The organism is Paenibacillus sp. FSL R5-0341 (assembly GCF_037975235.1).
Taxonomy (GTDB): Bacteria; Bacillota; Bacilli; order Paenibacillales; family Paenibacillaceae; genus Paenibacillus; species Paenibacillus amylolyticus_A.
The window spans coordinates 5,267,821-5,290,282 of sequence record NZ_CP150241.1 but is presented as its reverse complement, the minus strand read 5'-3'; the positions used below and the strand labels follow the sequence as shown (position 1 = coordinate 5,290,282).

Below are 22,462 nucleotides of genomic sequence, written 5' to 3'. Positions count from 1 at the left end.
TAACGGAGAGGACAGAAAAAACCTGAAAAAGCGAAGCGTTCCCCTTTATCAACAGATTTTTCCCTTGAGAAAAGGGAATGAAAAAAATCTGGGGATAACAGGGATTGGAAGGTTGTTCTGTCATCGTAGTGTCAGTGTGAATTATCTTTAGTTTCTTCTTCTAAAAAAGGTGACTCAGAGACTATCCGATAACGGATTGGAAGACGGTACTGTAATCAGAATGGCTTAGTGTAACCTTTTATTTATACTTTCTTAGGGAAGGAGGATTCACCGAATTATGGACCAATTCATGAATGATTTGCAGGATCAGGAGAAGGCATTGGAGCAGATTCGTCATAAGCTCGCTTTGCTGCCAGACATGTCGGGTTGTTACCTGATGAAGAACAGTGAAGGCACCATTATCTATGTAGGTAAAGCCAAAGTGCTGAAGAACCGCGTACGCTCTTATTTTATCGGCAGTCATAACGGAAAGACCCAGCGGCTGGTCTCCGAAATCCGTGATTTTGAATATATTGTGACAGGCAGTAACATGGAAGCACTTATTCTGGAGTGTAACCTGATCAAGAAACATATGCCGCGTTATAACGTGTTGCTCAAGGATGACAAGACATTCCCGTATCTTAAAATTACAAATGAAAAGCACCCCCGGCTGGAAGTAACCCGGCGTGTGCTGAAAGATAAAGCCAAATACTTCGGACCTTATCCGAACTCGTATGCGGCACACCAAACGAAAAAACTGCTTGACCGTATGTATCCACTGCGCAAATGTGGTGTAATGCCCAAAGAAGTGTGCCTGTATTATCACATGGGCCAGTGTCTTGCGCCTTGTGTGAAGGAAGTCGAGAAGGAGCAATATGATCAGATTTCGCAAGAGATCGGTTCATTTCTGAGCGGTGGACATGAAGAGATTAAAAAGGATTTGCAGCGGAAGATGCAGGAAGCTGCGGAGGACCTTTATTTTGAACGTGCCAAGGAACTACGCGATCAGGTGATTGCCATCGATGCGATGATGGAAAAACAGAAAATTACGATGGCCGATGCCAGAGACCGCGATGTATTTGGTTTTGCTATTGATAAAGGCTGGATGTGTGTCCAGATTCTATACATGCGTCAGGGTAAAATGATCGAACGCCATGTCTCCACCTTCCCGTTTTATGGTGAGGCGTACAGTGACTTTATGTCCTACGTGACGCAGTATTACAGCGATAATCCGGCATTGCCACAAGAGATTTTGTTGCCGGAAATGCCCAAAGATATGTCAACCGGTGATGAAAGTACGGATACAGTATCTGATACTGATGAAGCGGTACCTGCCGCTGTTACGGTGGAGTTCGAACAGACGGGACAAGGAGAGCAAAGGCTCGCTTCCCAGCCACTGGTTGCCGAGACTCGTGCAGCATATGGAAGTTCCGCTGAAGCAGAAGGTGAACAACCTGAGAGTATGCAAGAGGATGCTTCCACAATGGATACAACTGCATCAACTGAGAAGCTCCCGGCAGGTCTGGAAGACCCAACTCAGGTTGCTGCTGCGTTACAGGAGTGGTTGGAGATTAAAGTGCTCATTCCGCAACGTGGATTGAAACGGCAGATGATTACGATGGCTGTGGATAACGCACGTGTGGCATTGGAAGAGAAGTTCCGTTTGATTGAGCGAAATGAAGAACGGACATCTAAAGCTGCCGAAGGACTGGGACGTTTTATTGGACTGGACCAGCTTCGTCGAATAGAAGCCTTTGATAACTCGAACATCCAGGGAACGAATCCGGTATCCGCCATGATCGTATTTACGGATGGTAAACCGGATAAGAAGGAATATCGGAAGTATAAGGTCCGTTCGGTTGAAGGACCGGATGATTATGAAACGATGAGAGAGGTCATCCGTCGCCGTTACGAGCGGGTATTGAAAGAAAACCTGACTCAGCCTGACCTGATTGTGGTCGATGGTGGTAAAGGGCAGATCTCGGCTGCGGTCGATATTTTGGAAAATGAGCTGGGGCTGTTTATTCCGGTATGTGGTCTGGTGAAGGATGCGAAGCATAAGACTTCACAGTTGATGATCGGTAATCCACCGGAGGTCATCTCCCTGCCTCGGGATAGCCAGGAATTTTACCTGTTGCAGCGGATACAGGAAGAGGTTCACCGTTTTGCGATCTCGTTCCACCGCGAACAGCGGGGTAAATCGATGGTGACGTCACGTTTGGATGCCATTCCTGGGATCGGAGAGAAGCGGCGTAAGCTGCTGTTGAAGCATTTTGGCTCTTTGCGCAAAATAAAAGAGGCCAGCGTCGAAGACTTCCGGCCTCTATCTATTGGTGACAAGTTGGCAAATCAGATTATTGCAGCACTTCGGGATGAGGAGTCGTAACATACGGCTTCTCTTTTTGTTTTGGATTGAATTTGTAGACCACATAACCAACGATGGCCGGGAGTACGATCCAGAAGAGTCCAGCAGCCATATTCAGGGCATCGCCCATAAAGATCAGGCTGAGTCCCATCAATAAGCTGTCGAAGATCACATGGGCGAATACAACGGCAATGAAGCCGTGACGCAGCATGATCAGACTGAAGAGCAATCCAATCACCATCAGCTCAATGGGACGGGTGATTACTGGATAGATCGGATACAATGTGTGTCCAAGTGCCCAAATGATGGTTGGGATCAGACATGCAATAAACGTATTACGCACAATCTTCTGCATCATACGAATGCCGAACAGTCGGTATACGGCTTCTTCACCAATACCGGCCATCCAGGCCATAATCGGGAAAAGCCAGGCATAGGTCATATTAAATGTAGATTGATCTGCTGACGTTGTTGACCATGTGCCAATGCTCTTCTCCAGAATGAAGAAAAGGATGGATTGCACACCTAGTAGAATGAATGCCCATAGGTAACCAGCATACATGCTGTGTAGTACATATTTACCGTATCCCGGTTCTTTGGCACGAGGCCAAGGGTTCAGACCTATTTTACGCCACATGCCGTCACCGGCAACGAGGGATAGATAGATGGTTGCACTCATGACCAGTGTAATGCCTATCTGAAATAACATTAGGAACGCTAACATGAAGTTGGAGAATCCTTGTGCCTGAAGCAGAGGAATCATGTTCAGCGTGCCAATCACCGAAGCTGCGAAATACACCAGCGAGAGAATGATCCCGCGTTTGAAAGACGTATGTGTTCGGGTCAGAATGCTATAAATAATGGCCAGCACACCCAGAACAAGGGTGAGGAACGCATATCCGCCATAGGTCATCCAGTTGGCTTGGCGCGTCTGAGCTTTCACATAATCGGTATGGGATTCAGGGACCGAGAAGCCAGGATCGAACGATCGTACCGCACCCTCTTCAAACGTAAAGTTTAGTTCAAGTTTGGAATCTCCAATGGTTTTTGCAGCATCTGTATACTTCAGTCCCGCTTCACCATCGCGAGTATCCAGTTGAAGTGTCGGCACTTCATAACCGAATTCGGCCAGAACGCCAGCCGCAAGCTGTTCTTTCTCGTCTAGAGACATATTGCCTTCGGCAAGCACTTGCGATGTGGTCACTTTCCCAGTGCTCTGTTCCGCCTCAATAGCTGTATAGAGGGAAGAAGGGAGTTCTCGTTTGAAGCCGACCACTTTTCCTGTTTTCATATGTACGTCAACATGAAGATAACCGCCTTTGTCCTGATCAGGCAAACGAACGCGGTATACATCGTAAGGATAGGCTGTTTCCCATTTCTGGTTATAGGCGTCGAGTTGTTTCGTTTTGGCCATATACCCGTAAATATCGGAATGTGTCTGGTAGGTTACCAGGGTGTTTCCAGCATCATTTGGCAGTGTATAGTCATCCACAGAAGCTGCGAAAGATCGTGCGGATTGCGTCGCCTGCTCCTTGGTTATGAAGGACGTAGACGAAATTTCTGTGGTTTGCGATGAGGTAGCAGGAAAGATCTGAAATACAAAAAATAGAATCAGGCCGATCGCCGCAAGCAACCCCAGACGCTTGAAGTTAGCCTTGAGTAGCAAAGGCTTCCCTAAGGGATTCATGTAATGGTGTTCCTCCTTAATCTAATATGGATATTAAAGTAAACATAGCACAGGGCGATGCATGAATGCCAATGATGTAACGAAAACGGGTGTAAATCCTTGAAAATGAATGAAAAGGACCGAAAGAATCTGATCCATCCGTCGCCATATCTGAGTTTTTCCCTTTTTGGCTGAATTCGATCCGATTTACACAAAAAACGTTTTGTCTGCAAACGCCGCAGCGCTTATAATTTTGAAACAAATGTGCAACGATTCGCATGTCTTTCGCCCAACAAGGGAACGAATAGATTATATTCCAACTTCATTATATATGTCGTTTTAATCTGAATCATACATGTTTAACGTTTGGAAACAGCATTTCAGATGAAGAAGGCTCCACGGGGTGTGGAGTTATTTTCATTTTAGCAGAGGATGGATGATACTTAAGTGAAACTGAATGTTCAATGGATGCGATTATCGCCACCACGTATTCTTGTGTTAGGGTTTGCTGCCATCATATTGGTAGGCACACTGCTATTAATGCTTCCGGCATCCAGCCGAAACGGTGATAGCCTTGCATTTATTGATGCGCTCTTTACGGCAACTTCGGCCGTATGTGTCACCGGTTTGGTTGTGGTCGATACAGGGACTCATTTTTCGGTGCTGGGTCAGGTTGTGATCGCGATTCTGATTCAGATTGGCGGACTTGGCTTCATGACGATGTCTACGTTGGTTGCCATTGCGTTCAAACGGCGGATCTCGCTTAGGGAGCGGCTGATTCTACAGGAAGCGATGAATCAGAGCACGATGGAGGGCATCGTTCGGCTGATTCGTAAAGTTGTGATCTACTCACTCATTCTCGAAGGCATATGTGGTACGCTCTTTGCCATTCGTTGGTCGTTCGACATGCCAATCGGACAGGCGATCTATTACGGTTACTGGCATGCGATCTCAATGTTCAACAATGCGGGCTTTGATATGTTTGGGGATTTCCGCAGTCTGACCGGATATGTATATGACCCGCTGGTGAATTTTACAGCCATGTTCCTGATTGTCTCTGGCGGGATCGGTTTTGTGGTGTTGTCAGACCTGGTGGATTACCGCAAAACGCGGAAGCTGTCTCTGCACTCCAAAGTTGTACTGTTAATGACTGGATTGTTGATTGTGTTTGGTGCACTCGTTATTTTCGTATTCGAATTCAGCAATCCCCGGACGCTCGGTGGTCTGAACTGGGGTGGCAAAATACTCGGTTCGTTCTTCCAGTCAGTTACACCGCGAACAGCAGGGGCCAATACGGTAGACATTGCTGGGCTCAGGCAGGCAACGCAGTTCTTTATCATCATTTTGATGTTCATCGGTGCTTCACCGGGCTCAACCGGAGGCGGGATCAAAACGACGACATTTATGATTATGGCTGGCGCAGTCATCGCCATGATGCGTGGACGTGAAGATATCGTATTTTTCCGCTATCGGCTCGTACAGGAAAGGATTTTCAAGGCGCTTACCATTACATTGCTGGCGCTCTTGTTCATCATAGCCGTAACGATGGCGCTGAGTACCACGGAAGAAGCCAGCTTTATGATGATTTTATTTGAAACGACATCGGCCTTTGGCACCGTGGGATTATCACTCGGACTAACGCTGAAGCTGACCACCATCGGGAAGCTCCTGATCTGTTTTACAATGTTCGCAGGAAGGCTCGGACCCATTACATTAGCGTATGCACTTGGGCAGAAAAAGGGTAAAGAGTTATACAGGTATCCGGAAGGCAAAATGATTATTGGATGAGGGGTTCGTGAAGAACAATGAAAACACAGCAGTTTGCAGTGATTGGGCTCGGACGATTTGGCTCCAGTCTGGCACAGGAATTGATGGAACTCGGCTACGAGGTGCTCGGGATCGATAAAAATGAAGAAGTCGTCGAAGACATAAGTGAATTGGTCACCCATGCCGTTGTAGCCGATGCCACAGATGAGGAAGTGCTGCGCTCCCTGGGGATTCGTAATTTTGACTGCTGCATCGTTGCCATCGGGGATGATATCCAGACGAGCATTCTCACCGCGATTCTGTTAAAAGAACTGGGCGTCAAGACGGTCGTGGCCAAGGCCATATCCGTCCTTCACGGACGAGCACTGGATAAACTGGGGATCGATCGTGTTGTTTATCCTGAGCGGGATATGGGCATTCGGGTTGCCCACCAGCTGGTCACCCCGAACTTGCTGGATTACATTGAACTATCCAATGATTACAGTATTGTCGAGATGAAGGTTCCCGCCTGTCTGCACAACAAAACCCTTTCCACCCTGAATGCACGCGTACGTTTTGGTTGCAGCATTGTGGCGTTACAGAAAGAAGCCGGGGTCATTATTGCTCCGACAGCACTGGACTCGCTTCAGATGGGGGATATTATGGTCATTATTGGTAATAATGCAGATATCGACCGATTTGAAGAGGAGGTTATCAGCCAGGAGAGCTGATAAGTTAAGATGATTAAAAATGGGAGCCAGGCGTCGGAGCCTGGCTGATCAGATTCAAGCTAAGGCGTCGTAGTCCTCCGTGAGGGCAATGGCGCCTTTGCTGTAAAGAGTGCGGCCGTCTCCTTGACCCATTGTCTGGAGGTCTCACTGAGGTCTTCCTTTTCCCCATAGATCATGCAGGTAGTTCTTCGGGTCTGTTGTAGTTGTGGCAAATGAACAGAAACCAGATCGTTGTCCGCGAGCAATTGTGGACGGAGATATGACTTGGGTAATAGAGCAGCGGCTTTGGCGGAAGGCAGAAGTCGGATGATCGCTTCGAAGGAATCAATCTCCATACGAATATCCGGCATCACGGCACAGCGCTGGAAGAGGTCGTCCGTTAATTTGCGGTACCAGGTGCCTTTGGAGAACGTGATCATCGGCAGATCCTGCAAATGCTCCATTCCGGCTTCCTTGCCGGACAAAGGGTGCGTGAGCGGCACTACCAGCTCCAGATGATCGTCAAAGAGCGGCACACAGTTAAGCCCTACTTCGCTGATGGAAGAAGCAACAATACCCACATCGGCTTTTTTGTCACGTACAAAAGAGACAATCTCATGCGTTTTCCCCGTCAACAATTTCAGTTCGGCATTCGGATGTTTCTCCATAAAGGCATTAACCAGAGGCGGTAACGTAGTTTGAAGCGTCGTCAGGCTTGCGCCGAGTGTAATGGTGCTCTGTTCTTCATCCTTATACTGGGCGAGCATCGTCAGGAACTTCTGCTGCTGTTGCTTCTGTTCTACCGCGAACGTATAGGCGAGCTGGCCCACACTGGTTAACTCCAGCCGTTTGCCCCGGCGGTGGAATAGGGCAACCCCGAGTTCATCCTCCAATTTAGCAATTTTGCGTGAGAGTGCGGGTTGGGACAAGTTCAGTAACTTGGATGCACGGTTCAGGCTGGACTGCTCCACGACCGCTGCAAATGCGTTTAACTCTTCGAACATGAATAACGACCTCTTTTCCATGAGTGATGAGTGTGATTCTTGCCCTTGCTTAATCGTTTTCCATGTTGTATGGCCTGTAAACCCAATGTTTCACTGCTTATACCTATAGGTTATAACATTTAATAATTATATTGCAATTCCCTTATAAGAAAAAAAGGAGTAACATGAATCGTGACACAAGTTGTTCACACCTGGCGAAAACGGAACAATTTGTCGAACCTTTTCATGGAAAAGGATTCGTGTCACGATAAGTGAAATCATTTATGAAAACGTTGTATTTAGCGAAAGGGGATCGACATTTTATGAAAGGGTTTTACTCCAGAAAGCTGCACTCCTTGCTTGGCGTCATTCCGCTCAGTCTGTTCTTTATTGAGCACTTGGTGACGAACTTCACAGCAGTTGAAGGCGGCAAAGAAGCTTTTTATGGTGCCGTTGCATTTCTGAACGGTTTGCCTCTTGTTATTGTAATTGAGGCGACACTCATTTGGCTGCCGTTGTTCTATCACGGTGTTTACGGTCTTTACATTGCCTATCAGGCCAAGCCTAACGTTGGGCGTTACGGTAATGAGCGCAACTGGCGCTACACGTTGCAGAGGGTAAGCGGTATCATTACGTTTGTATTCGTCATTTGGCACGTATGGGAGACGCGGGTACAGATTGCACTGGGTAACGTATCCCATGAAGAGATTGGCGGCGTCATACATGATGCGGTGACGAATCCGATAACCTTTGCGATATATATGATCAGTGTGGTTGCGGCTTCATATCACTTTGCCAATGGCCTGTGGTCGTTCCTCGTTAGCTGGGGGATTACAGTTGGTCCGCGTGCGCAGCGTGTATCCTCTTACGTATGTATGAGTTTGTTCGCTATCGTTTCCATCATGTTTATTGCTTCACTATTTGCTTTCCGGAGCATTGATTTCCAGACAGCTACTTCGATGATTGACGCAGTTAAAACAGTTCTAATTTAAGCATTTAGCGTATAAATGCTGACTTATAAGGGAGTGAACAGCAATGGCATCAACGAATGTAATTATTGTGGGCGGCGGTCTCGCAGGCTTGATGGCGGCGATCAAATCGGCTGAAGCCGGAGTCCATGTTCATTTATTTTCACTGGTTCCTGTTAAACGATCCCACTCTGTATGCGCACAAGGCGGCATTAACGGAGCGGTAAATACCAAGGGTGAGGGTGACTCCCCATGGGTACACTTTGACGATACGGTATACGGCGGTGACTTCCTTGCGAACCAACCTCCTGTTAAAGCGATGTGCGAAGCAGCACCTGGCATCATTCACTTGATGGACCGTATGGGCGTAATGTTCAACCGGACACCGGAAGGTTTGCTTGATTTCCGTCGTTTCGGGGGAACAAAGCATCACCGTACGGCGTTTGCCGGAGCGACAACAGGGCAACAATTGCTCTATGCATTAGACGAGCAGGTGCGTCGCTGGGAAGCAGCGGGCCTGGTTACGAAATACGAGAACTGGGAATTCCTGCAGGCCGTTTTGGATGATGAAGGGGTATGTCGCGGGATCGTAGCTCAGGATCTGAAAACGATGAAAGTACAGACCTTCCCGGCAGAAGCAGTTATTCTGGCGAGTGGTGGTCCCGGTATCATCTTCGGTAAAACGACCAACTCGGTAATTAACACAGGTACAGCTGCAAGTGCGGTGTATCAGCAAGGTGTGAATTATGCTAACGGTGAGTTCATTCAAATTCACCCGACAGCCATTCCAGGGGATGACAAGCTGCGTCTCATGTCCGAATCCGCGCGTGGTGAAGGTGGACGGATCTGGACGTACAAAGACGGCAAGCCGTGGTACTTCCTTGAAGAAAAATATCCGTCCTATGGTAACCTGGTTCCGCGTGATATCGCGACTCGTGAAATTTTCAGCGTCTGCGTAGACATGGGCTTGGGTGTGAACGGCGAGAACATGGTTTATCTCGACCTGTCGCACAAAGATCCGAAGGAGCTTGATGTTAAACTCGGCGGAATCATTGAGATCTATGAGAAGTTCATGGGCGATGACCCGCGTAAAATCCCGATGAAAATCTTCCCGGCAGTCCATTATTCCATGGGCGGCATGTGGGTAGATTACAACCAAATGACCAACATTCCGGGGCTGTTCGCAGCTGGTGAATGTGAATATCAATACCATGGTGCGAACCGTCTGGGTGCAAACTCACTCGTATCCGCGATCTATGGTGGTATGGTGGCTGGACCGAAAGCGGCTGAATATATCAAAGGACTCAAAAAATCGTCCGCTGATATCCCATCTTCCGTATTCGAGAAACACACCAAACAACAAAGCGACAAATACGAAGGCATCTTGAAAATGCAGGGCACGGAAAATGCCTATGTCATTCATAAAGAGCTTGGCGAGTGGATGACAGCCAACATGACGGTTGTACGCTACAACGACAAGCTTGAAGCCACGATCGGCAAGATCAAGGAATTGAAAGAGCGTTACGGCAAAATCAACATGTACGACAGCTCCGGTTGGAACAACCCGAGCGCAGCGTTCACCCGCCAACTGTGGAACATGATTGAGTTGGCAGAAGCGATGACGCTGGGCGCACTGCTGCGTAACGAAAGCCGTGGCGCGCATTACAAACCGGAATTTACGGAGCGTAATGACGAAGAGTTCCTGAAAACGACCATCGCAAGCTGGTCGAAGGAAGGCCCGAAAATCTCGTACGAGCCCGTAGACGTATCCCTGATCCCACCACGTATCCGGGACTACTCTAAGGATTAAGTAGTACCATACTATTCATGCAATGAATAGTTAAACACCTGAACGGAGAGGCAGGAGAACTTTGGAGAAGCAAAGCTTCTTCAAAGTTACTGCAATCAAAGTGAAGGAAAGGCCCAGAAGAAGCAAGCGCCTAGCGATGCTTCAGAACTTCAATACTGCCCATTCAGCATGAATGGAGTGCAGTTTTCCAGTAAAGTGACCCACGTGCACAACATAGCGAAGGAAACAGCAATGCCCAGAAGAAGCAAAGCGCCTAGCGATGCTTCAGAACTTCAATACTGCCCATCCAGCATGAATGGAGTGCAGTTTCCAGCAAAGTGACCCAGTGCACGACGTAGCGGAGGAAGCGGAAATGCCCTGAAGAAGCAACGCGCCTTAGCGATGCTTCAGAACTTCAATGCTGCCATCCAACATGAATGGAGTGCAGTTTCCAGCAAAGTGACCCAGTGCACGACGTAGCGGAGGAAGCGGAAATGCCCAGAAGAAGCGAAGCGCTCGCCTTTATCACCGGATTTTAACCCTGGAAAGGGTTGATCAAAAAAATCCGGGGATAACAGCGATCAGAGGGGCATTCCGCTGACGAAGCGTCTCCCGTGCACCAAACCATTTTGCGCATCAGCAATACAATCATCGTCACCAGAGGAGGGGACAACGATATGGCGGAACAAGCTACAGCCAACAAAACCGTCAAGTTTATCATCACCCGTCAGGACAGCCCGGAGTCATCTTCGTACAACGAAGAATTTGAGCTTCCGTACCGTCCCAACATGAACGTGATCAGCGCCCTAATGGAGATTCAGCGTAACCCGGTTAATACAGATGGCAAATCCATTGCTCCCGTGTGCTGGGATTCCAACTGTCTCGAAGAAGTCTGCGGTGCCTGCTCCATGGTCATCAACGGCAAGCCACGTCAAGCGTGTGCAGCCCTGATCGACAAGCTTGAACAGCCTGTTCGCATCGAACCAATGAAGACATTCCCGGTGGTTCGTGACCTGGTCATCGACCGTACCCGGATGTTTAGCGCCCTGAAACGCGTTAAAGCATGGATTCCGATCGATGGTACCTATGACCTCGGTCCAGGTCCACGGATGCCTGAGAAGAAGCGTCAGTGGGCATATGAGCTGTCCAAATGCATGACATGTGGTGTATGTCTGGAGGCATGCCCGAACGTCAATGAGAAGACAGACTTTATTGGTCCAGCAGCGCTTTCCCAAGTGCGCCTGTTCAATGCTCACCCAACAGGGGAGATGAACGCCGATGATCGTCTGGAAGCGTTGATGGAAGACGGAGGCATTGAGGGCTGTGGTAACTCACAGAACTGTGTGCAATCTTGTCCAAAAGGTATTCCACTGACAACCTCCATTGCCGAAATGAACAAACAAACGACCAAGCATATGTTCAAACGCTGGTTGGGAGTATAATCTCCTCATAACATGTGCAGAAGTGCAATCTGCAACTTAGAAGAAGTCGTGATCCCGTGCAGCAACATGCCGGAGATCCCGGCTTCTTTTTACAAAGAAGCAGAGGAACCGGGCCATCCATGCAGAATATGGTATACTAAGGGGATGGATATGGAGCGTAGAAGGAGGGGGAGATATGGCAGAGACACCGCGTCAGGGTAGTAACAACTCGCCGTCCCAGCGCTCGCACAAGGCACCAGGTGCAGAAGAGTCTGTGTTTCCTGGAGAAGAAAAGGATCATGATCCCTCTCGCCGAAGTTTCTTATTGCGTATGGTTTTGATGACGGCAGGTGCCAGTTTGCTTACAGGAGGTTATGCCTGGCTTTGGGAGCCGCGTCGTCTGGAAATCAAGCAAGTGGGGCTGAAACTGCCGAAATTTCCAAAGGCATTTGACGGATTGCGTGTCGTTCAGTTTAGCGATGCTCATCTTGGTTTTCATACCGGGGTGAAAGAGATGAAGAAGCTGGCAGCAACGATTAAAGAGCAGCAACCGGACTTGATCTGTTTTACCGGAGACATCGTTGAGAGGGAAGCAGAGCCAATGCGTGAATGTATTCCGATATTGGCTTCCATGCAAGCGAAGTATGGAAAATTTGCGGTTTTGGGGAATCATGATTATCGGGGCGGACAGCAGAATGAAGTTGCAACCATGTTCCGTGAAGCCGGATTCACTTTGTTGCGGAACGAACATGTGGTGATTGAACAAGGGGGAGAACGTCTGGCCATAGCTGGTCTCGATGACGCGCTGACAGGCAGACCTGATCCTGCCCAAGCTATCAAGGAATTGGATCATGATGTGTGGAAGCTTCTGCTCATGCATGAACCGGATTATGCCGACATTGCCACTCCCTATGGTTTCGGATTGCAGCTTTCCGGTCATAGCCATGGTGGACAGGTACGTTTTCCCTGGGTGGGGGCGCTGACGACTCCGCGAGGTTCGCATAAGTATGTTCAGGGGTTGTATTACACGGATGTCCAGGGGGTATATTACTCCACCCAGACACAGATGCCCGTATATGTGAATCGTGGTTTTGGCATGACCCAACTGCCCATTCGTTTTCTGTGCAGACCCGAACTAACGGTGTTTGAGCTTAAAGGATTAACCACATAAAAGGAATATGAGATCATATTAGTTCAACTAAACTTTTTACACGAGAACGGAGAGGACAGAAATAACGTGAAGAAGCGAAGCTAAAAGCTTTCTGAAAGAAAGCTGCATCGGAAGCATATGCTTCGCCTTTATCTCCGGATTTTTCCTTTGAAGAAGGGAATCAAAAAATCTGGGGATAACAGCGATCGGAAGGTTATTCTGTCATCGGAGTGGCAAGTGTAAACGTACAACAGTGAACGATTCAACATGAATGGAGGTTATCCAGATGGAACGAATTGCGATTGTATCCGACATTCATGGCAACATGACTGCCTGGGAAGCAGTGCTAAAAGATATCCGAAGTCGTGGCGTAGAGCGAATCTTTTGTCTCGGTGACCTCGTGGGCAAAGGACCAGAACCGGTACAGGTTGTTGATCAGGTGAGAGCGACGTGCGAACTTGTCATCCGCGGTAATTGGGATGAACTGGTTGCCGTTAACCAGGACAACGAGAATTTCACTTGGCAAGCAGAACGGCTTGGTGAGGAACGTTTGGCATACTTGGCAAGTCTACCTTTCAGTCATCAGTTTAAGCTGAGCGGTCGCACTATCCGCCTGGTTCATGCTTCACCTCAAAGTGTATACCATCGTGTACAGCCTTGGGATGAGCTGGAAAAGAGGTTAGCAATGTTTGATCCTCCGGCTGATGAGCCTGACCAAGGTATAGCAGACGTCGTGGGTTATGGTGATGTGCATAACGCATACTTGCAGTATATGAATGGCAAGCTACTGTTTAATGCAGGCAGTGTAGGTAATCCGCTGGATCTTCCCCAGGCTTCCTACTGTATTCTGGAGGGTGAAGATAGCAATGATAACAATATCCCATTCAATGTTCAATTTGTGCGGGTACCTTATGATATTGAGCGGGAAGTAAAAGCTGCACAGTCGGCAAATGTTCCTGCATTGGATTTTTATATCCGTGAGATTCGTAAGGGGGTCTATCGTGGGTTGCAGGAGTAGTCAGCCTCCTAACCCTTAAGGGTTAGGAATTGAATGATGCAATATATGAACACTAAAAGCGAATACTAAAGTTCGTGGATCAGTTCAAATGGTATTACGCCGGATCATCTTCAGAGCATGCTTGTCTTACCGGACTAGAGCCCGTTTAGGCAAAAGGAGCGATTGTCATGCTTACCCGAAAAATGTTGGTTCAAGGTCTGCCTGCTTTGTGGACAGAGCGTCTTGTCCTGCGATCATTGCGTCAAAGTGATTACAGTACATTATCGGAACTTTTTTCCGATCCTCAAGTTATCCGGTATGTGAATAGGGGAAGCCAGCCCACACCGATCAGGGCGAGACGGTTATTGAACCAGATACGGAGCAGCAGTGCCAAGCTGGATTCGTTACATTATGGGATCTGCTGGAGAGGCAAAGAACAGGTCATCGGGATCACGTCATTCCAGCACTGGAATGATCAGAATGGAACCGCACAGATTGGTTATATCCTGAACAGATCCTGTTGGGGCAGGGGTGTGGCTACCGAGGCTGTACAGAGGTTGCTGCAGTTTGGATTTGACGATCTTCATTTGTGGAGGGTGGAGGCACGTTGTTATGAGGCCAATGTATCTTCAGAACGGGTGCTAAGCAAAATAGGGATGTCCTATGAGCGGAGTCTTCCCTCATTCGGGCTGCACGATGAAGATGACGAGGCATCAGAATCCCTAATGGATGTCAAAGTGTACAGCATGTACCGGGAACAATACGTACATCCGCTTCAGAAGAAAGACTTTCAAACCCTGGTATCTGACAAGCCGCAATAACATAGATTAAGAGTAGTCAAACGTGAATGAATCGAACTTCAATTATTTGTTACACAAATGAAATATAGCTGCAATTGAACTCTAACAGACAGGGGGTAAACTTATCTCATGACCCCCTTTTTGATAATAGATAATGCTGTTGGGACCCGCGCGAGCGGGTTCATTTTTTTTGAATTTTTTACACAGCCACTCCGATGACAGAATAACCTTCCGATCGCTGTTATCCCCAGATTTTTTGATTCCCTTTTGAAAAGGGAAAATCCGGGGATAAACGGCAAGCATATGCTTCCGATGCAGCTTTCTTTCAGAAAGCTTTTAGCTTCGCTTCTTCAAGTTATTTCTGTCCTCTCCGTTATCGTGTAAATGTTATATAATATTTTTAATTTAGAATTAAACCTAAACCCCCACAACGTGAACAAGCGCGCTGTGGGGGTTTCTATGTGGTCTGATATTTTTTACAGTGGTACAACCTGCATCTGTTTCTGTTTGAAGTACACCCAGTCGGTGAATCCAATCTCCTTGAGACGTGTACGAACGTCATCCAACTCGTCTGCAACCCGCTGCGGTTTATGAGCATCCGACCCGAAGGTCACCTTCACTCCATAATGATGCGCCCGTTCCAGAATGGCATCTGACGGGTACCAGCCACCGCTGAGTTTGGTTTTGCCTGATGTGTTAATTTCGATGGCTACGTTGGATTCTGCAATGACCTGCAACGTTTCATCAATGGCCTGATCAGCGATAATTTCGGAGAAGGGTGGATAATTTCCTTTCATCGCATCAATATGCCCAAGGATCTGGAACATACCGCTGCGAGCCGATTCTCGGATCAATGAATAATAGCTTTCTTTTACTTCAACTTTACGAGCACTGCTCAGTCCGTTCCACCGGGTTTTGTTGAAGATACTCACATCCTCGGTATGATGAACGGAACCAATAATATAGTCAAAAGGATACTGTCCCAGTGTGGTGCGGTACAATTCCGCATGAGCAGGGAAATAGTCAGATTCAATGCCGAGCAGTACATCGATTTTACCTGCGTACTCTTCTTTCAGAGCAAGGACTTCTTCCACATAATGCTGTAATTCCGACTTGCCCATTGCGATCCGGGGAAATGCCTGCTCAAGCTCACTGCCAAAGTATGGCGTATGATCCGAGATGCCGATGGCCTGAAGTCCTGCCTCAATACCTGCCTCTATATAATCGCGGATGTTGCCGTCTGCGTGACCACAACGAAAATGATGTGTGTGAAGATCGAATTTCATATGGAATCCTTCCTTTCTCATGGCTCATTGTCATTCTGAACTGATGAATTGGGTTTCCGGCATGCCTTTGAGGTCACTTATGAATTGTTGCATTGCTGAGTTGAGGTAACGACTGGACTTATAAATGACACCAACAGGGTGACTGACCTCCAGCTCACTTAAGGGTATCATTCTCAGAGTACCTTGGCGCAACTCATGGGCAACCGATTGTTTGGATATGACAGCTGCTCCGAGATCAATCTCGACCATCCGTTTCACTTCCTCGCTGCTAGACAACTCCATCACAATATTAGGTTCAATATTATGTTTCTTAAAAATGGTTTCTGTAAACCGTCGTCCTACGGTATCCGGGGACAGCAGAATCAATGGTGTACTGCGGAGCACATCCACTGCAGCATGTTTTTTCTTCGCCAGCGGATGGGAAGGAGATACCACGAGTTCAAATGTGTCATAGTACAGTACAGAGGTATTCAGGTTGGGATTGCGCTCCGTGAGATAACCAATACCAATATCAACCAGCCCATTTTCGACCTGGGTATAGATCTGTGATGAAGGCAGGGATTGAATACTGGTTTTAATCAGCGGGAATTGATCTTGGAAATAGGATAACACCCTTGGCAGGATCTGAATAGCAATGGAAGTTGTTGTACCCAGCACGATACGTCCCTGAGGCGTTTCATCGAGATCGGACAATTTTTGTTTCAACTCATCGACGATGTCGAGCATCCGTTCAGCATGCTCCAGGAATACCTGTCCACGGTCTGTCAGGGTGACGGGTTGGTTGCGATCCACAAGAACGGTGCTGAATTCATCCTCCAGACTTTTGATCTGGGCCGAGACGGCAGGCTGGGTCAGGTTCAGAAGTTCTCCCGCCTTGCGGAAGCTCATCGTTTTGGAAATGGTAATTAGTGTCTCCAATTGGCTTATGTTCATAGGTGACCTCCTTGCAGGCAAAGTATCTTGATTATGTAGTGTTTGGTGCGATGAAATCCCGTAACTGGTTATTGTTCCGTTATCTTAAATTATAGGTGATTCAGGACAGCAGAGCAATGAAGGTGATTGTTGGGATAAAAAGTAGTTCAAGAGACTGTGAAAAAACGCGAATGCAAGAAATTGATTTTTTTAACAGTTGTGAGAAAACAGTCATAAAGTCCTAAATACCTTTTACCACGTACGATGATTGAAAAGCTTTCTGCAAAAGAAGTGAAAAGCTCTGTTTATTCGCTAGAATCAGCTATAAACATTTGCCCCACGGATGACGATAAATTATAGTACACATGATTTAACGAATTCTTAATGAATTCTTGTACGTGATAAAGTATAATAAATTTAATGAATATGGGACTTTTGGTGTGTGACCAATAACCCAGTGTGAGGGGGACATAGACAGTGAAAGCGGAAGTGATTAATCCTTTCCTGGAATCGGCACGGAACGTATTCGAACAGCTCATCCAGGTTTCGCCTTCCACCGGGAGTCTTGGCGTGAAGAATGTAGAGTTCATTGCAGACCATGTCTGGATCGTGATCGGAATGACCGGACAACTTAGCGGAAATATTGTATTTGGAATCAACGAACAAGTTGCACTGAAAATTGTATCTGCGATGATGGGCGGATTCGTCATTACAGAAATGGATGAAATGAGCAAGAGTGCTATTTCGGAACTCGGTAATATGATCAGTGGTAATGCCAGTACGATCCTGTCGAACCAAGGTGTTGTGGTTGATATTACACCTCCACAAGTGATGAAATCCGAACACTTGACTACATTTAGTGCAACGAAAGCACTGAGCATTCCTTTGCTGATGGACGGCATTGGTGAGATGGATATTCAGGTCATGATCTCGTAGAATAGAACCATACGCCTCAAAAGGCAATATGTGTTCATACGGGAGGACATCACGGATGCTGAAAGATCAGGTAGTGTTTATCACAGGTGCATCGAGTGGTATCGGTGCGCTTTGTGCGCAGATGCTGATAGAAGAAGGAGCCATCCCGATTCTGGCTGCCCGTTCGCGGGATAAGCTGGAAGAGATTGGTGCTTCGCTGAAAGGGCCACATGAATTGCTCACGCTTGATGTTACGAATAGTGAGCAGGTTCAGGAAGCTGTGGATGCGATATTGCATAAATACGGACAAATTGACATTTTACTGAATAACGCGGGTTATGGAAAATTCGCAGCTATGACGGACATGTCTGTACAGGAATTCGATGAGATGATGGACGTCAATTACATGGGCATTGTCCGCTGTACCAAAGCAGTGCTGCCACAGATGCTGGAACGGGGTAGAGGACAGATTGTGAATGTGGCTTCTATGGCCGGCAAAATCGGTACGGCAAAATCCGCTTCCTATACGGCTACGAAACATGCTGTACTCGGATTTAGTAACGCGCTGCGTCAGGAGCTTCGCAAGACCGGAGTCCTGGTGACAACGATTAACCCAGGTCCGATTGATACACCATTTTTCCATCGGGCTGACCCATCTGGCAATTATGTGAATAATGTACGCTGGATGATGTTGAAACCGGAAGACGTTGCGGGTCATATGATTCGGGCGATGAAAAAGCGCAAGGAAGAAGTGAATCTGCCAAGACTTGCTTCTGCTGGCATATGGCTGTACCAGCTATTTCCACGTCTTGCGGATCGATTGTCGCACGGTGTAATGAATCAGAAGTAAATGCAATATTGGGCATCATATTCGGGATGAAAGAAAGGCTCCGCCGAGGGGCTTTTCTTTTTTTTGTGTGCAAATGGACAATTCCTGAATAAGATTTGGTCCACGGGCTTTTTTCGCATATAATGAAAGGTAATGTGATGACAGGCTTCGGTTATATCCGTACAAGCAACTTATATGTTCAACTAACATTTACACAATAACGGAGAGGACAGAAATAACCTGAAGAAGCGAAGCTAAAAGCTTTCTGAAAGAAAGCTGCATCGGAAGCATATGCTTGCCGTTTATCCCCGGATTTTTCCTTTTAAAAAAGGAATCAAAAAAATCTGGGGATAACAGTGATCGGAAGGTTGTTCTGTCCTCGAAGTGTCAGTGTAAATAATAATTAGTTGAACTTATATAACATCAAAATGAATAAATTAAAAGGATGGACATACATGACGAATCAAACATTTGCTTCAATTGGCGTGGAACAGGATCTGGAGGCCGTTTTGGCGAAACATGGCATTAACGAACCTTCACCTGTGCAGGCTCAGACAATCCCGGTTATTTTGGAAGGCCGAGATGTCGTATCCAAATCCCAGACGGGAACAGGAAAAACGTTGGCATATTTGCTGCCACTGTTACAATCCATCAAAATGGAAATCAAAGGTACTCAGAAGCTTGTTATTGCACCAACACAAGAGCTGGCGATGCAAATTGTACGTGAGGCACAGCGCTACGGGGAAGAACGCAAGATCGGCGTATTGGGTCTGATTGGTGGCGCAGCGGCTAAACGTCAGATCGAGAAGCTGCGTGAGCATCCGCAATTGGTTGTGGGTACACCGGGACGACTGAAAGAATTGATTACACTCAAAAAACTGAAAATGCACAACGTTTCCACCATTGTTATTGATGAAGCGGATCAGGTATTCCAACTTGGCGGCGTAAGTGACGTGAACTTTGTTCTGAAAAGTGCACTGCGCGACCGTCAGCTGATTTTCCTGTCAGCAACCATTGATGAGCATACGGCTGGACTCGCAAAGCGTGAGATGAAAGAGCCTGTTCAGATCGGAATTGAACCGGACCGTGCTACGGCTGCGGGCCTTGAGCATTTTTATTTTGTAGAAGAGAACCGCAACAAAATTGACATGCTGCGTCGTCTGGTTAGACAGTACAACCCGGATCGGGCAATTGTATTTGTGAATGCAACAGAGGATATTGGTGAAGTGGAAGCGAAAATGAATCATCTGGGCTTGTCCGCTGCTGCGCTGTATGGCGATGCTGACAAAGTGACCCGCAGTAACGTATTGTCTGCATTCCGTAACGGTAAACTGCAATTGCTGATCGCCAGTGAAGTCGCTGCCAGAGGACTGGATATCGAAGGCCTGCCAATGGTCATTAACTATGACCCTGCATTTGACTCGGAGCACTATGTTCACCGTGCAGGTCGTACAGGCCGGATGGGGCGCTCGGGTATTGTACTGTCCATTGTGGACGAAACACAGATCTTCATTATGCGTAAATTCGCACGCGAACTCGGAATTGAACTGCCGGAACGTGTACTCTTTGGCGGTAAAGTATTGGAGGCTGATCCGCGTCCGGACACACGTCCTGAGGGACATTCGTTCTCCAGAAAACCAGGACAATCCAGAGATCGCAAACCAGGTCAGGGCAGCCGCAATGGCGGTACCCGAGCTACAATCTCCAATTCGCGTCCAGCGGGTAGCAAACCAGCTGGCAATACAGGCCGCACGGAGCGCGAACAGGATCGTAAAAACAAGGGAGCACCCAAGTGGAGTAAAGACAAAACGCCACGCTCCGAAGAATAGAATCTGACGAAAGGGGTGCAGGGATAGATGGAAAACGTTCAATCGCCTGTTCTGCAAATCAGCGGGCTAAGCGGAGGCTATAGCGCCAAACGGCCGGTCCTTCACGGCATCGATCTGGAAGTCGGACGTGGAGAGATGGTCGGACTGATCGGATTAAACGGTGCTGGCAAAAGCACAACCATGAAACATATCCTCGGCTTGATGACCCCTCAACAGGGCGAAGTGCGAGTGATGGGCAAGAAGAGGGACGAGGATGCGCAGATCTACCAATCGGCCATGGCATTCGTACCTGAATCACCTGAACTGTATGATGAGATGACGGTGATGGAGCATCTGGAATTTACGGCAAGAGCGTACAATGTGTCGGAGGCTGACTTCAAACAACGTACAGAGAAATTGCTGGCATTGTTCCGCATGAATGAGAAAAGTACAAGTCTGTCGACTCACCTGTCCAAGGGGATGCGACAAAAGGTTATGATCATGTGTGCTTTTGTGGCCGGACCACCACTGTACATCATTGATGAGCCTTTCCTGGGGCTGGACCCGCTCGGTATTCGCTCCTTGCTTGATTTTATGCTTGAAATGAAAGCATCTGGATCATCCATCTTGCTCAGTTCACACATTCTGTCCACGATTGAAAATTACTGTGACCGTTTTATCGTTCTGCACCGTGGGCAGGTTATTGCTCAAGGGACGCTGAATGAACTGCGCTCCCAATTCGGGGAATCGGATGCCACGCTGGAGCACATGTTCTATTCCCTCGTACAAGGCAGGGATTGAGCATGGATCTCAAGCTGCTATGGAAGCAAAGACGCACAGGATTCTGGAACGGAATTCTTCCTTATCTGGGTTATGTGATCCAGAGCGGTGTAGCTATGGTCTTTTTATTTCTCGTCATTGCGTTCTCCGCCTGGTATACATCGTTTGTCCAGAACATTCCGGCTGAATTTCCGATTCGCTGGATTGCATTGTTGCTGCTGGCACCGCTAGTGCTGTTTAGCAGTTATCGTACATATCTGCTTCCGGCAGATATCGTGTTCCTGCGACCACAGGAATACCGGATGCAGGAGTATTTGAAGAATAGCTTTGCCCGGGGTGTCATCTATAAAAGTCTGGGCTTGCTGCTGGTATTTGTTACACTGTGGCCTCTCTATGTCAGAGCAGATCTGGATGCACGGCCATTTGGCTGGTTCATCGTATTCCTGTTGCTGTGGAAAGGGTTGTCCAGTTATGGAGCGTGGCAAGAGCTAAGAATGGTTCAGCTCGGGGCAGCAAGAGGATATCGTCTCTTGCGATGGGCTCTGGCAGTGCTGGCGGTTGGCGCATGGCTGTGGCAGCCACCGCAACGCAGCGTCTGGTTCCTGCTGCTGCTGGCTGTCGTCTACATCGTCGCCTTGCGTATACCGGTGAAACATCGGGTAGCGTGGGAACGATTGATTCAGGTGGAGCAGGGGCAGGCTGGCAGGGTTATGCGGACGCTTGGCTGGTTTGTGGATGTACCTTCATCCGGACAGAAAGTAAGTTCGCGTCGCTGGCTTAGCAAATTGGGGAGCGGTCTTCCCTGGAATGCAGGGAAAGCTTACCGATATCTGATTACCAAAACGTTTATTCGAACTGAAGTGTTCTCAATTGTGTTACGCCTAGTTGTACTGGGCATGTTACTATCCTGGTGGACAGCAGGCAGCTACTTTGGTGTAGGTGTGTATCTGTTCTTCCTGTTGCTTGCAGGTGTTCAGTTAGGCGCGCTGCGTCGCAGTCATAGTGAATCGTTCTGGATTATGATCTATCCGATCTCGGGAGAAAGTCGTCGTTCCCAGGTGTTAGGATTCATATTCCATCTGCACGCATTGGCTGCATTGCTCATGTGGCTGCCTATGCTAGCTGCCGGAGTGAGTGGACTAAGCATCACTGGAGTGGCACTTGTATTGGGCATACTGGTCATTGTAATCATGCGGCGTTCGCAAGGTAACAAGTGGTTGAAGGAAGAAGATGACGAGTAAACGATCGGACACCTGACCAACTCGGATGATTAGATTGAGTTCATCAGTGAGAGGTACAAAAGATAACAAAAGAAGGGTATTCCGGGCTGTATCCCGGTATACCCTTCTTTGTGCTGT

General features: G+C 47.8%; 18 protein-coding genes. 14 read left to right on the top strand and 4 right to left on the bottom strand.

Annotated elements, in window-relative coordinates; translation table 11 throughout:
• The first annotated feature begins 277 nt into the window (after positions 1-277).
• Positions 278-2,365, top strand: a complete 2,088-nt coding sequence (uvrC, locus tag MKX75_RS23710) for an excinuclease ABC subunit UvrC (protein ID WP_076333157.1) — start codon at positions 278-280, stop codon at positions 2,363-2,365.
• Here uvrC and MKX75_RS23705 read toward each other — a convergent pair.
• Positions 2,334-4,031: a type II CAAX endopeptidase family protein gene (locus MKX75_RS23705; protein ID WP_076333156.1), complete on the bottom strand. Its 1,698-nt coding sequence runs from the start codon at positions 4,029-4,031 to the stop codon at positions 2,334-2,336. The two genes, uvrC and MKX75_RS23705, sit on opposite strands and share 32 nt — an antisense overlap.
• 426 nt (positions 4,032-4,457) lie before the next feature.
• Between MKX75_RS23705 and MKX75_RS23700 the strand changes: the two genes are divergently transcribed.
• Positions 4,458-5,798, top strand: coding sequence for a TrkH family potassium uptake protein (locus MKX75_RS23700; protein ID WP_339167105.1), 1,341 nt, complete (start codon positions 4,458-4,460; stop codon positions 5,796-5,798).
• Positions 5,799-5,815: 17 nt separating this feature from the next.
• The gene (locus MKX75_RS23695; protein ID WP_017692455.1) at positions 5,816-6,487 is read left to right on the top strand and encodes a TrkA family potassium uptake protein; all 672 of its coding nucleotides are present in this window, start codon (positions 5,816-5,818) and stop codon (positions 6,485-6,487) included.
• Between the two features lie 59 nt (positions 6,488-6,546).
• Here MKX75_RS23695 and MKX75_RS23690 read toward each other — a convergent pair whose 3' ends face one another.
• Positions 6,547-7,470 carry a LysR family transcriptional regulator gene (locus tag MKX75_RS23690; RefSeq protein WP_062837921.1) on the bottom strand — a complete coding sequence of 308 codons (924 nt, stop codon included), beginning with the start codon at positions 7,468-7,470 and terminating at the stop codon, positions 6,547-6,549.
• 302 nt (positions 7,471-7,772) lie between these two features.
• On the opposite strand from MKX75_RS23690, the gene MKX75_RS23685 reads away from it, so the two are divergent.
• The 6 genes from MKX75_RS23685 (at position 7,773) to MKX75_RS23660 (ending at position 14,595) form a co-directional block, all read left to right on the top strand.
• Positions 7,773-8,441 carry a succinate dehydrogenase cytochrome b558 subunit gene (locus MKX75_RS23685; RefSeq protein ID WP_062837920.1) on the top strand — a complete coding sequence of 223 codons (669 nt, stop codon included), beginning with the start codon at positions 7,773-7,775 and terminating at the stop codon, positions 8,439-8,441.
• Between the two features lie 43 nt (positions 8,442-8,484).
• Positions 8,485-10,227 carry a succinate dehydrogenase flavoprotein subunit gene (gene sdhA, locus MKX75_RS23680; RefSeq protein WP_036673387.1) on the top strand — a complete coding sequence of 581 codons (1,743 nt, stop codon included), beginning with the start codon at positions 8,485-8,487 and terminating at the stop codon, positions 10,225-10,227.
• Positions 10,228-10,883: 656 nt separating this feature from the next.
• Positions 10,884-11,648 carry a succinate dehydrogenase iron-sulfur subunit gene (gene sdhB, locus MKX75_RS23675; RefSeq protein WP_062837919.1) on the top strand — a complete coding sequence of 255 codons (765 nt, stop codon included), beginning with the start codon at positions 10,884-10,886 and terminating at the stop codon, positions 11,646-11,648.
• Between the two features lie 175 nt (positions 11,649-11,823).
• On the top strand, positions 11,824-12,798 hold the full coding sequence (locus MKX75_RS23670) for a metallophosphoesterase (RefSeq protein WP_339167102.1): 975 nt from the start codon (positions 11,824-11,826) through the stop codon (positions 12,796-12,798).
• Positions 12,799-13,063: 265 nt separating this feature from the next.
• A complete protein-coding gene (locus MKX75_RS23665) occupies positions 13,064-13,795 on the top strand; it encodes a metallophosphoesterase family protein (RefSeq protein WP_339167100.1) in 732 nt (243 codons plus the stop codon).
• Between the two features lie 167 nt (positions 13,796-13,962).
• Positions 13,963-14,595, top strand: a complete 633-nt coding sequence (locus MKX75_RS23660; RefSeq protein WP_339167098.1) for a GNAT family N-acetyltransferase — start codon at positions 13,963-13,965, stop codon at positions 14,593-14,595.
• Positions 14,596-15,050: 455 nt separating this feature from the next.
• Here MKX75_RS23660 and MKX75_RS23655 read toward each other — a convergent pair whose 3' ends face one another.
• Both MKX75_RS23655 and MKX75_RS23650 read right to left on the bottom strand, forming a co-directional pair.
• Positions 15,051-15,860, bottom strand: a complete 810-nt coding sequence (locus MKX75_RS23655) for a histidinol-phosphatase (RefSeq protein WP_339167096.1) — start codon at positions 15,858-15,860, stop codon at positions 15,051-15,053.
• Between the two features lie 30 nt (positions 15,861-15,890).
• Positions 15,891-16,793, bottom strand: coding sequence for a LysR family transcriptional regulator (locus tag MKX75_RS23650; RefSeq protein ID WP_036605798.1), 903 nt, complete (start codon positions 16,791-16,793; stop codon positions 15,891-15,893).
• Positions 16,794-17,249: 456 nt separating this feature from the next.
• Here MKX75_RS23650 and MKX75_RS23645 point away from each other — a divergent pair, with 456 nt between their 5' ends.
• The 5 genes from MKX75_RS23645 (at position 17,250) to MKX75_RS23625 (ending at position 22,345) form a co-directional block, all read left to right on the top strand.
• Positions 17,250-17,708 (top strand): chemotaxis protein CheX, encoded by a 459-nt coding sequence (locus MKX75_RS23645; protein ID WP_062837913.1) that lies wholly within the window; start codon positions 17,250-17,252, stop codon positions 17,706-17,708.
• A 55-nt stretch (positions 17,709-17,763) separates the two neighbouring features.
• The gene (locus MKX75_RS23640; protein WP_339167095.1) at positions 17,764-18,537 is read left to right on the top strand and encodes an SDR family oxidoreductase; all 774 of its coding nucleotides are present in this window, start codon (positions 17,764-17,766) and stop codon (positions 18,535-18,537) included.
• Positions 18,538-18,971: 434 nt separating this feature from the next.
• Positions 18,972-20,345, top strand: coding sequence for a DEAD/DEAH box helicase (locus MKX75_RS23635; protein ID WP_339167093.1), 1,374 nt, complete (start codon positions 18,972-18,974; stop codon positions 20,343-20,345).
• A gap of 27 nt (positions 20,346-20,372) precedes the next feature.
• The gene (locus MKX75_RS23630; RefSeq protein WP_062837910.1) at positions 20,373-21,125 is read left to right on the top strand and encodes an ABC transporter ATP-binding protein; all 753 of its coding nucleotides are present in this window, start codon (positions 20,373-20,375) and stop codon (positions 21,123-21,125) included.
• A gap of 2 nt (positions 21,126-21,127) precedes the next feature.
• Entirely contained in the window at positions 21,128-22,345 is a 1,218-nt protein-coding gene (locus MKX75_RS23625) for an ABC transporter permease (protein ID WP_076333152.1), read from the top strand.
• The last annotated feature ends 117 nt before the right edge of the window (positions 22,346-22,462 follow it).

Bases quoted from the DNA above. Each gene is read 5' to 3' on its own strand.
- uvrC (WP_076333157.1), top strand. From the start codon at position 278: ATGGACCAATTCATGAATGATTTGCAGGATCAGGAGAAGGCATTGGAG.
- MKX75_RS23705 (WP_076333156.1), bottom strand. From the start codon at position 4,031: ATGAATCCCTTAGGGAAGCCTTTGCTACTCAAGGCTAACTTCAAGCGT.
- MKX75_RS23695 (WP_017692455.1), top strand. From the start codon at position 5,816: ATGAAAACACAGCAGTTTGCAGTGATTGGGCTCGGACGATTTGGCTCC.
- MKX75_RS23690 (WP_062837921.1), bottom strand. From the start codon at position 7,470: ATGTTCGAAGAGTTAAACGCATTTGCAGCGGTCGTGGAGCAGTCCAGC.
- MKX75_RS23685 (WP_062837920.1), top strand. From the start codon at position 7,773: ATGAAAGGGTTTTACTCCAGAAAGCTGCACTCCTTGCTTGGCGTCATT.
- sdhA (WP_036673387.1), top strand. From the start codon at position 8,485: ATGGCATCAACGAATGTAATTATTGTGGGCGGCGGTCTCGCAGGCTTG.
- sdhB (WP_062837919.1), top strand. From the start codon at position 10,884: ATGGCGGAACAAGCTACAGCCAACAAAACCGTCAAGTTTATCATCACC.
- MKX75_RS23670 (WP_339167102.1), top strand. From the start codon at position 11,824: ATGGCAGAGACACCGCGTCAGGGTAGTAACAACTCGCCGTCCCAGCGC.
- MKX75_RS23665 (WP_339167100.1), top strand. From the start codon at position 13,064: ATGGAACGAATTGCGATTGTATCCGACATTCATGGCAACATGACTGCC.
- MKX75_RS23660 (WP_339167098.1), top strand. From the start codon at position 13,963: ATGCTTACCCGAAAAATGTTGGTTCAAGGTCTGCCTGCTTTGTGGACA.
- MKX75_RS23655 (WP_339167096.1), bottom strand. From the start codon at position 15,860: ATGAAATTCGATCTTCACACACATCATTTTCGTTGTGGTCACGCAGAC.
- MKX75_RS23650 (WP_036605798.1), bottom strand. From the start codon at position 16,793: ATGAACATAAGCCAATTGGAGACACTAATTACCATTTCCAAAACGATG.
- MKX75_RS23640 (WP_339167095.1), top strand. From the start codon at position 17,764: ATGCTGAAAGATCAGGTAGTGTTTATCACAGGTGCATCGAGTGGTATC.
- MKX75_RS23635 (WP_339167093.1), top strand. From the start codon at position 18,972: ATGACGAATCAAACATTTGCTTCAATTGGCGTGGAACAGGATCTGGAG.
- MKX75_RS23630 (WP_062837910.1), top strand. From the start codon at position 20,373: ATGGAAAACGTTCAATCGCCTGTTCTGCAAATCAGCGGGCTAAGCGGA.
- MKX75_RS23625 (WP_076333152.1), top strand. From the start codon at position 21,128: ATGGATCTCAAGCTGCTATGGAAGCAAAGACGCACAGGATTCTGGAAC.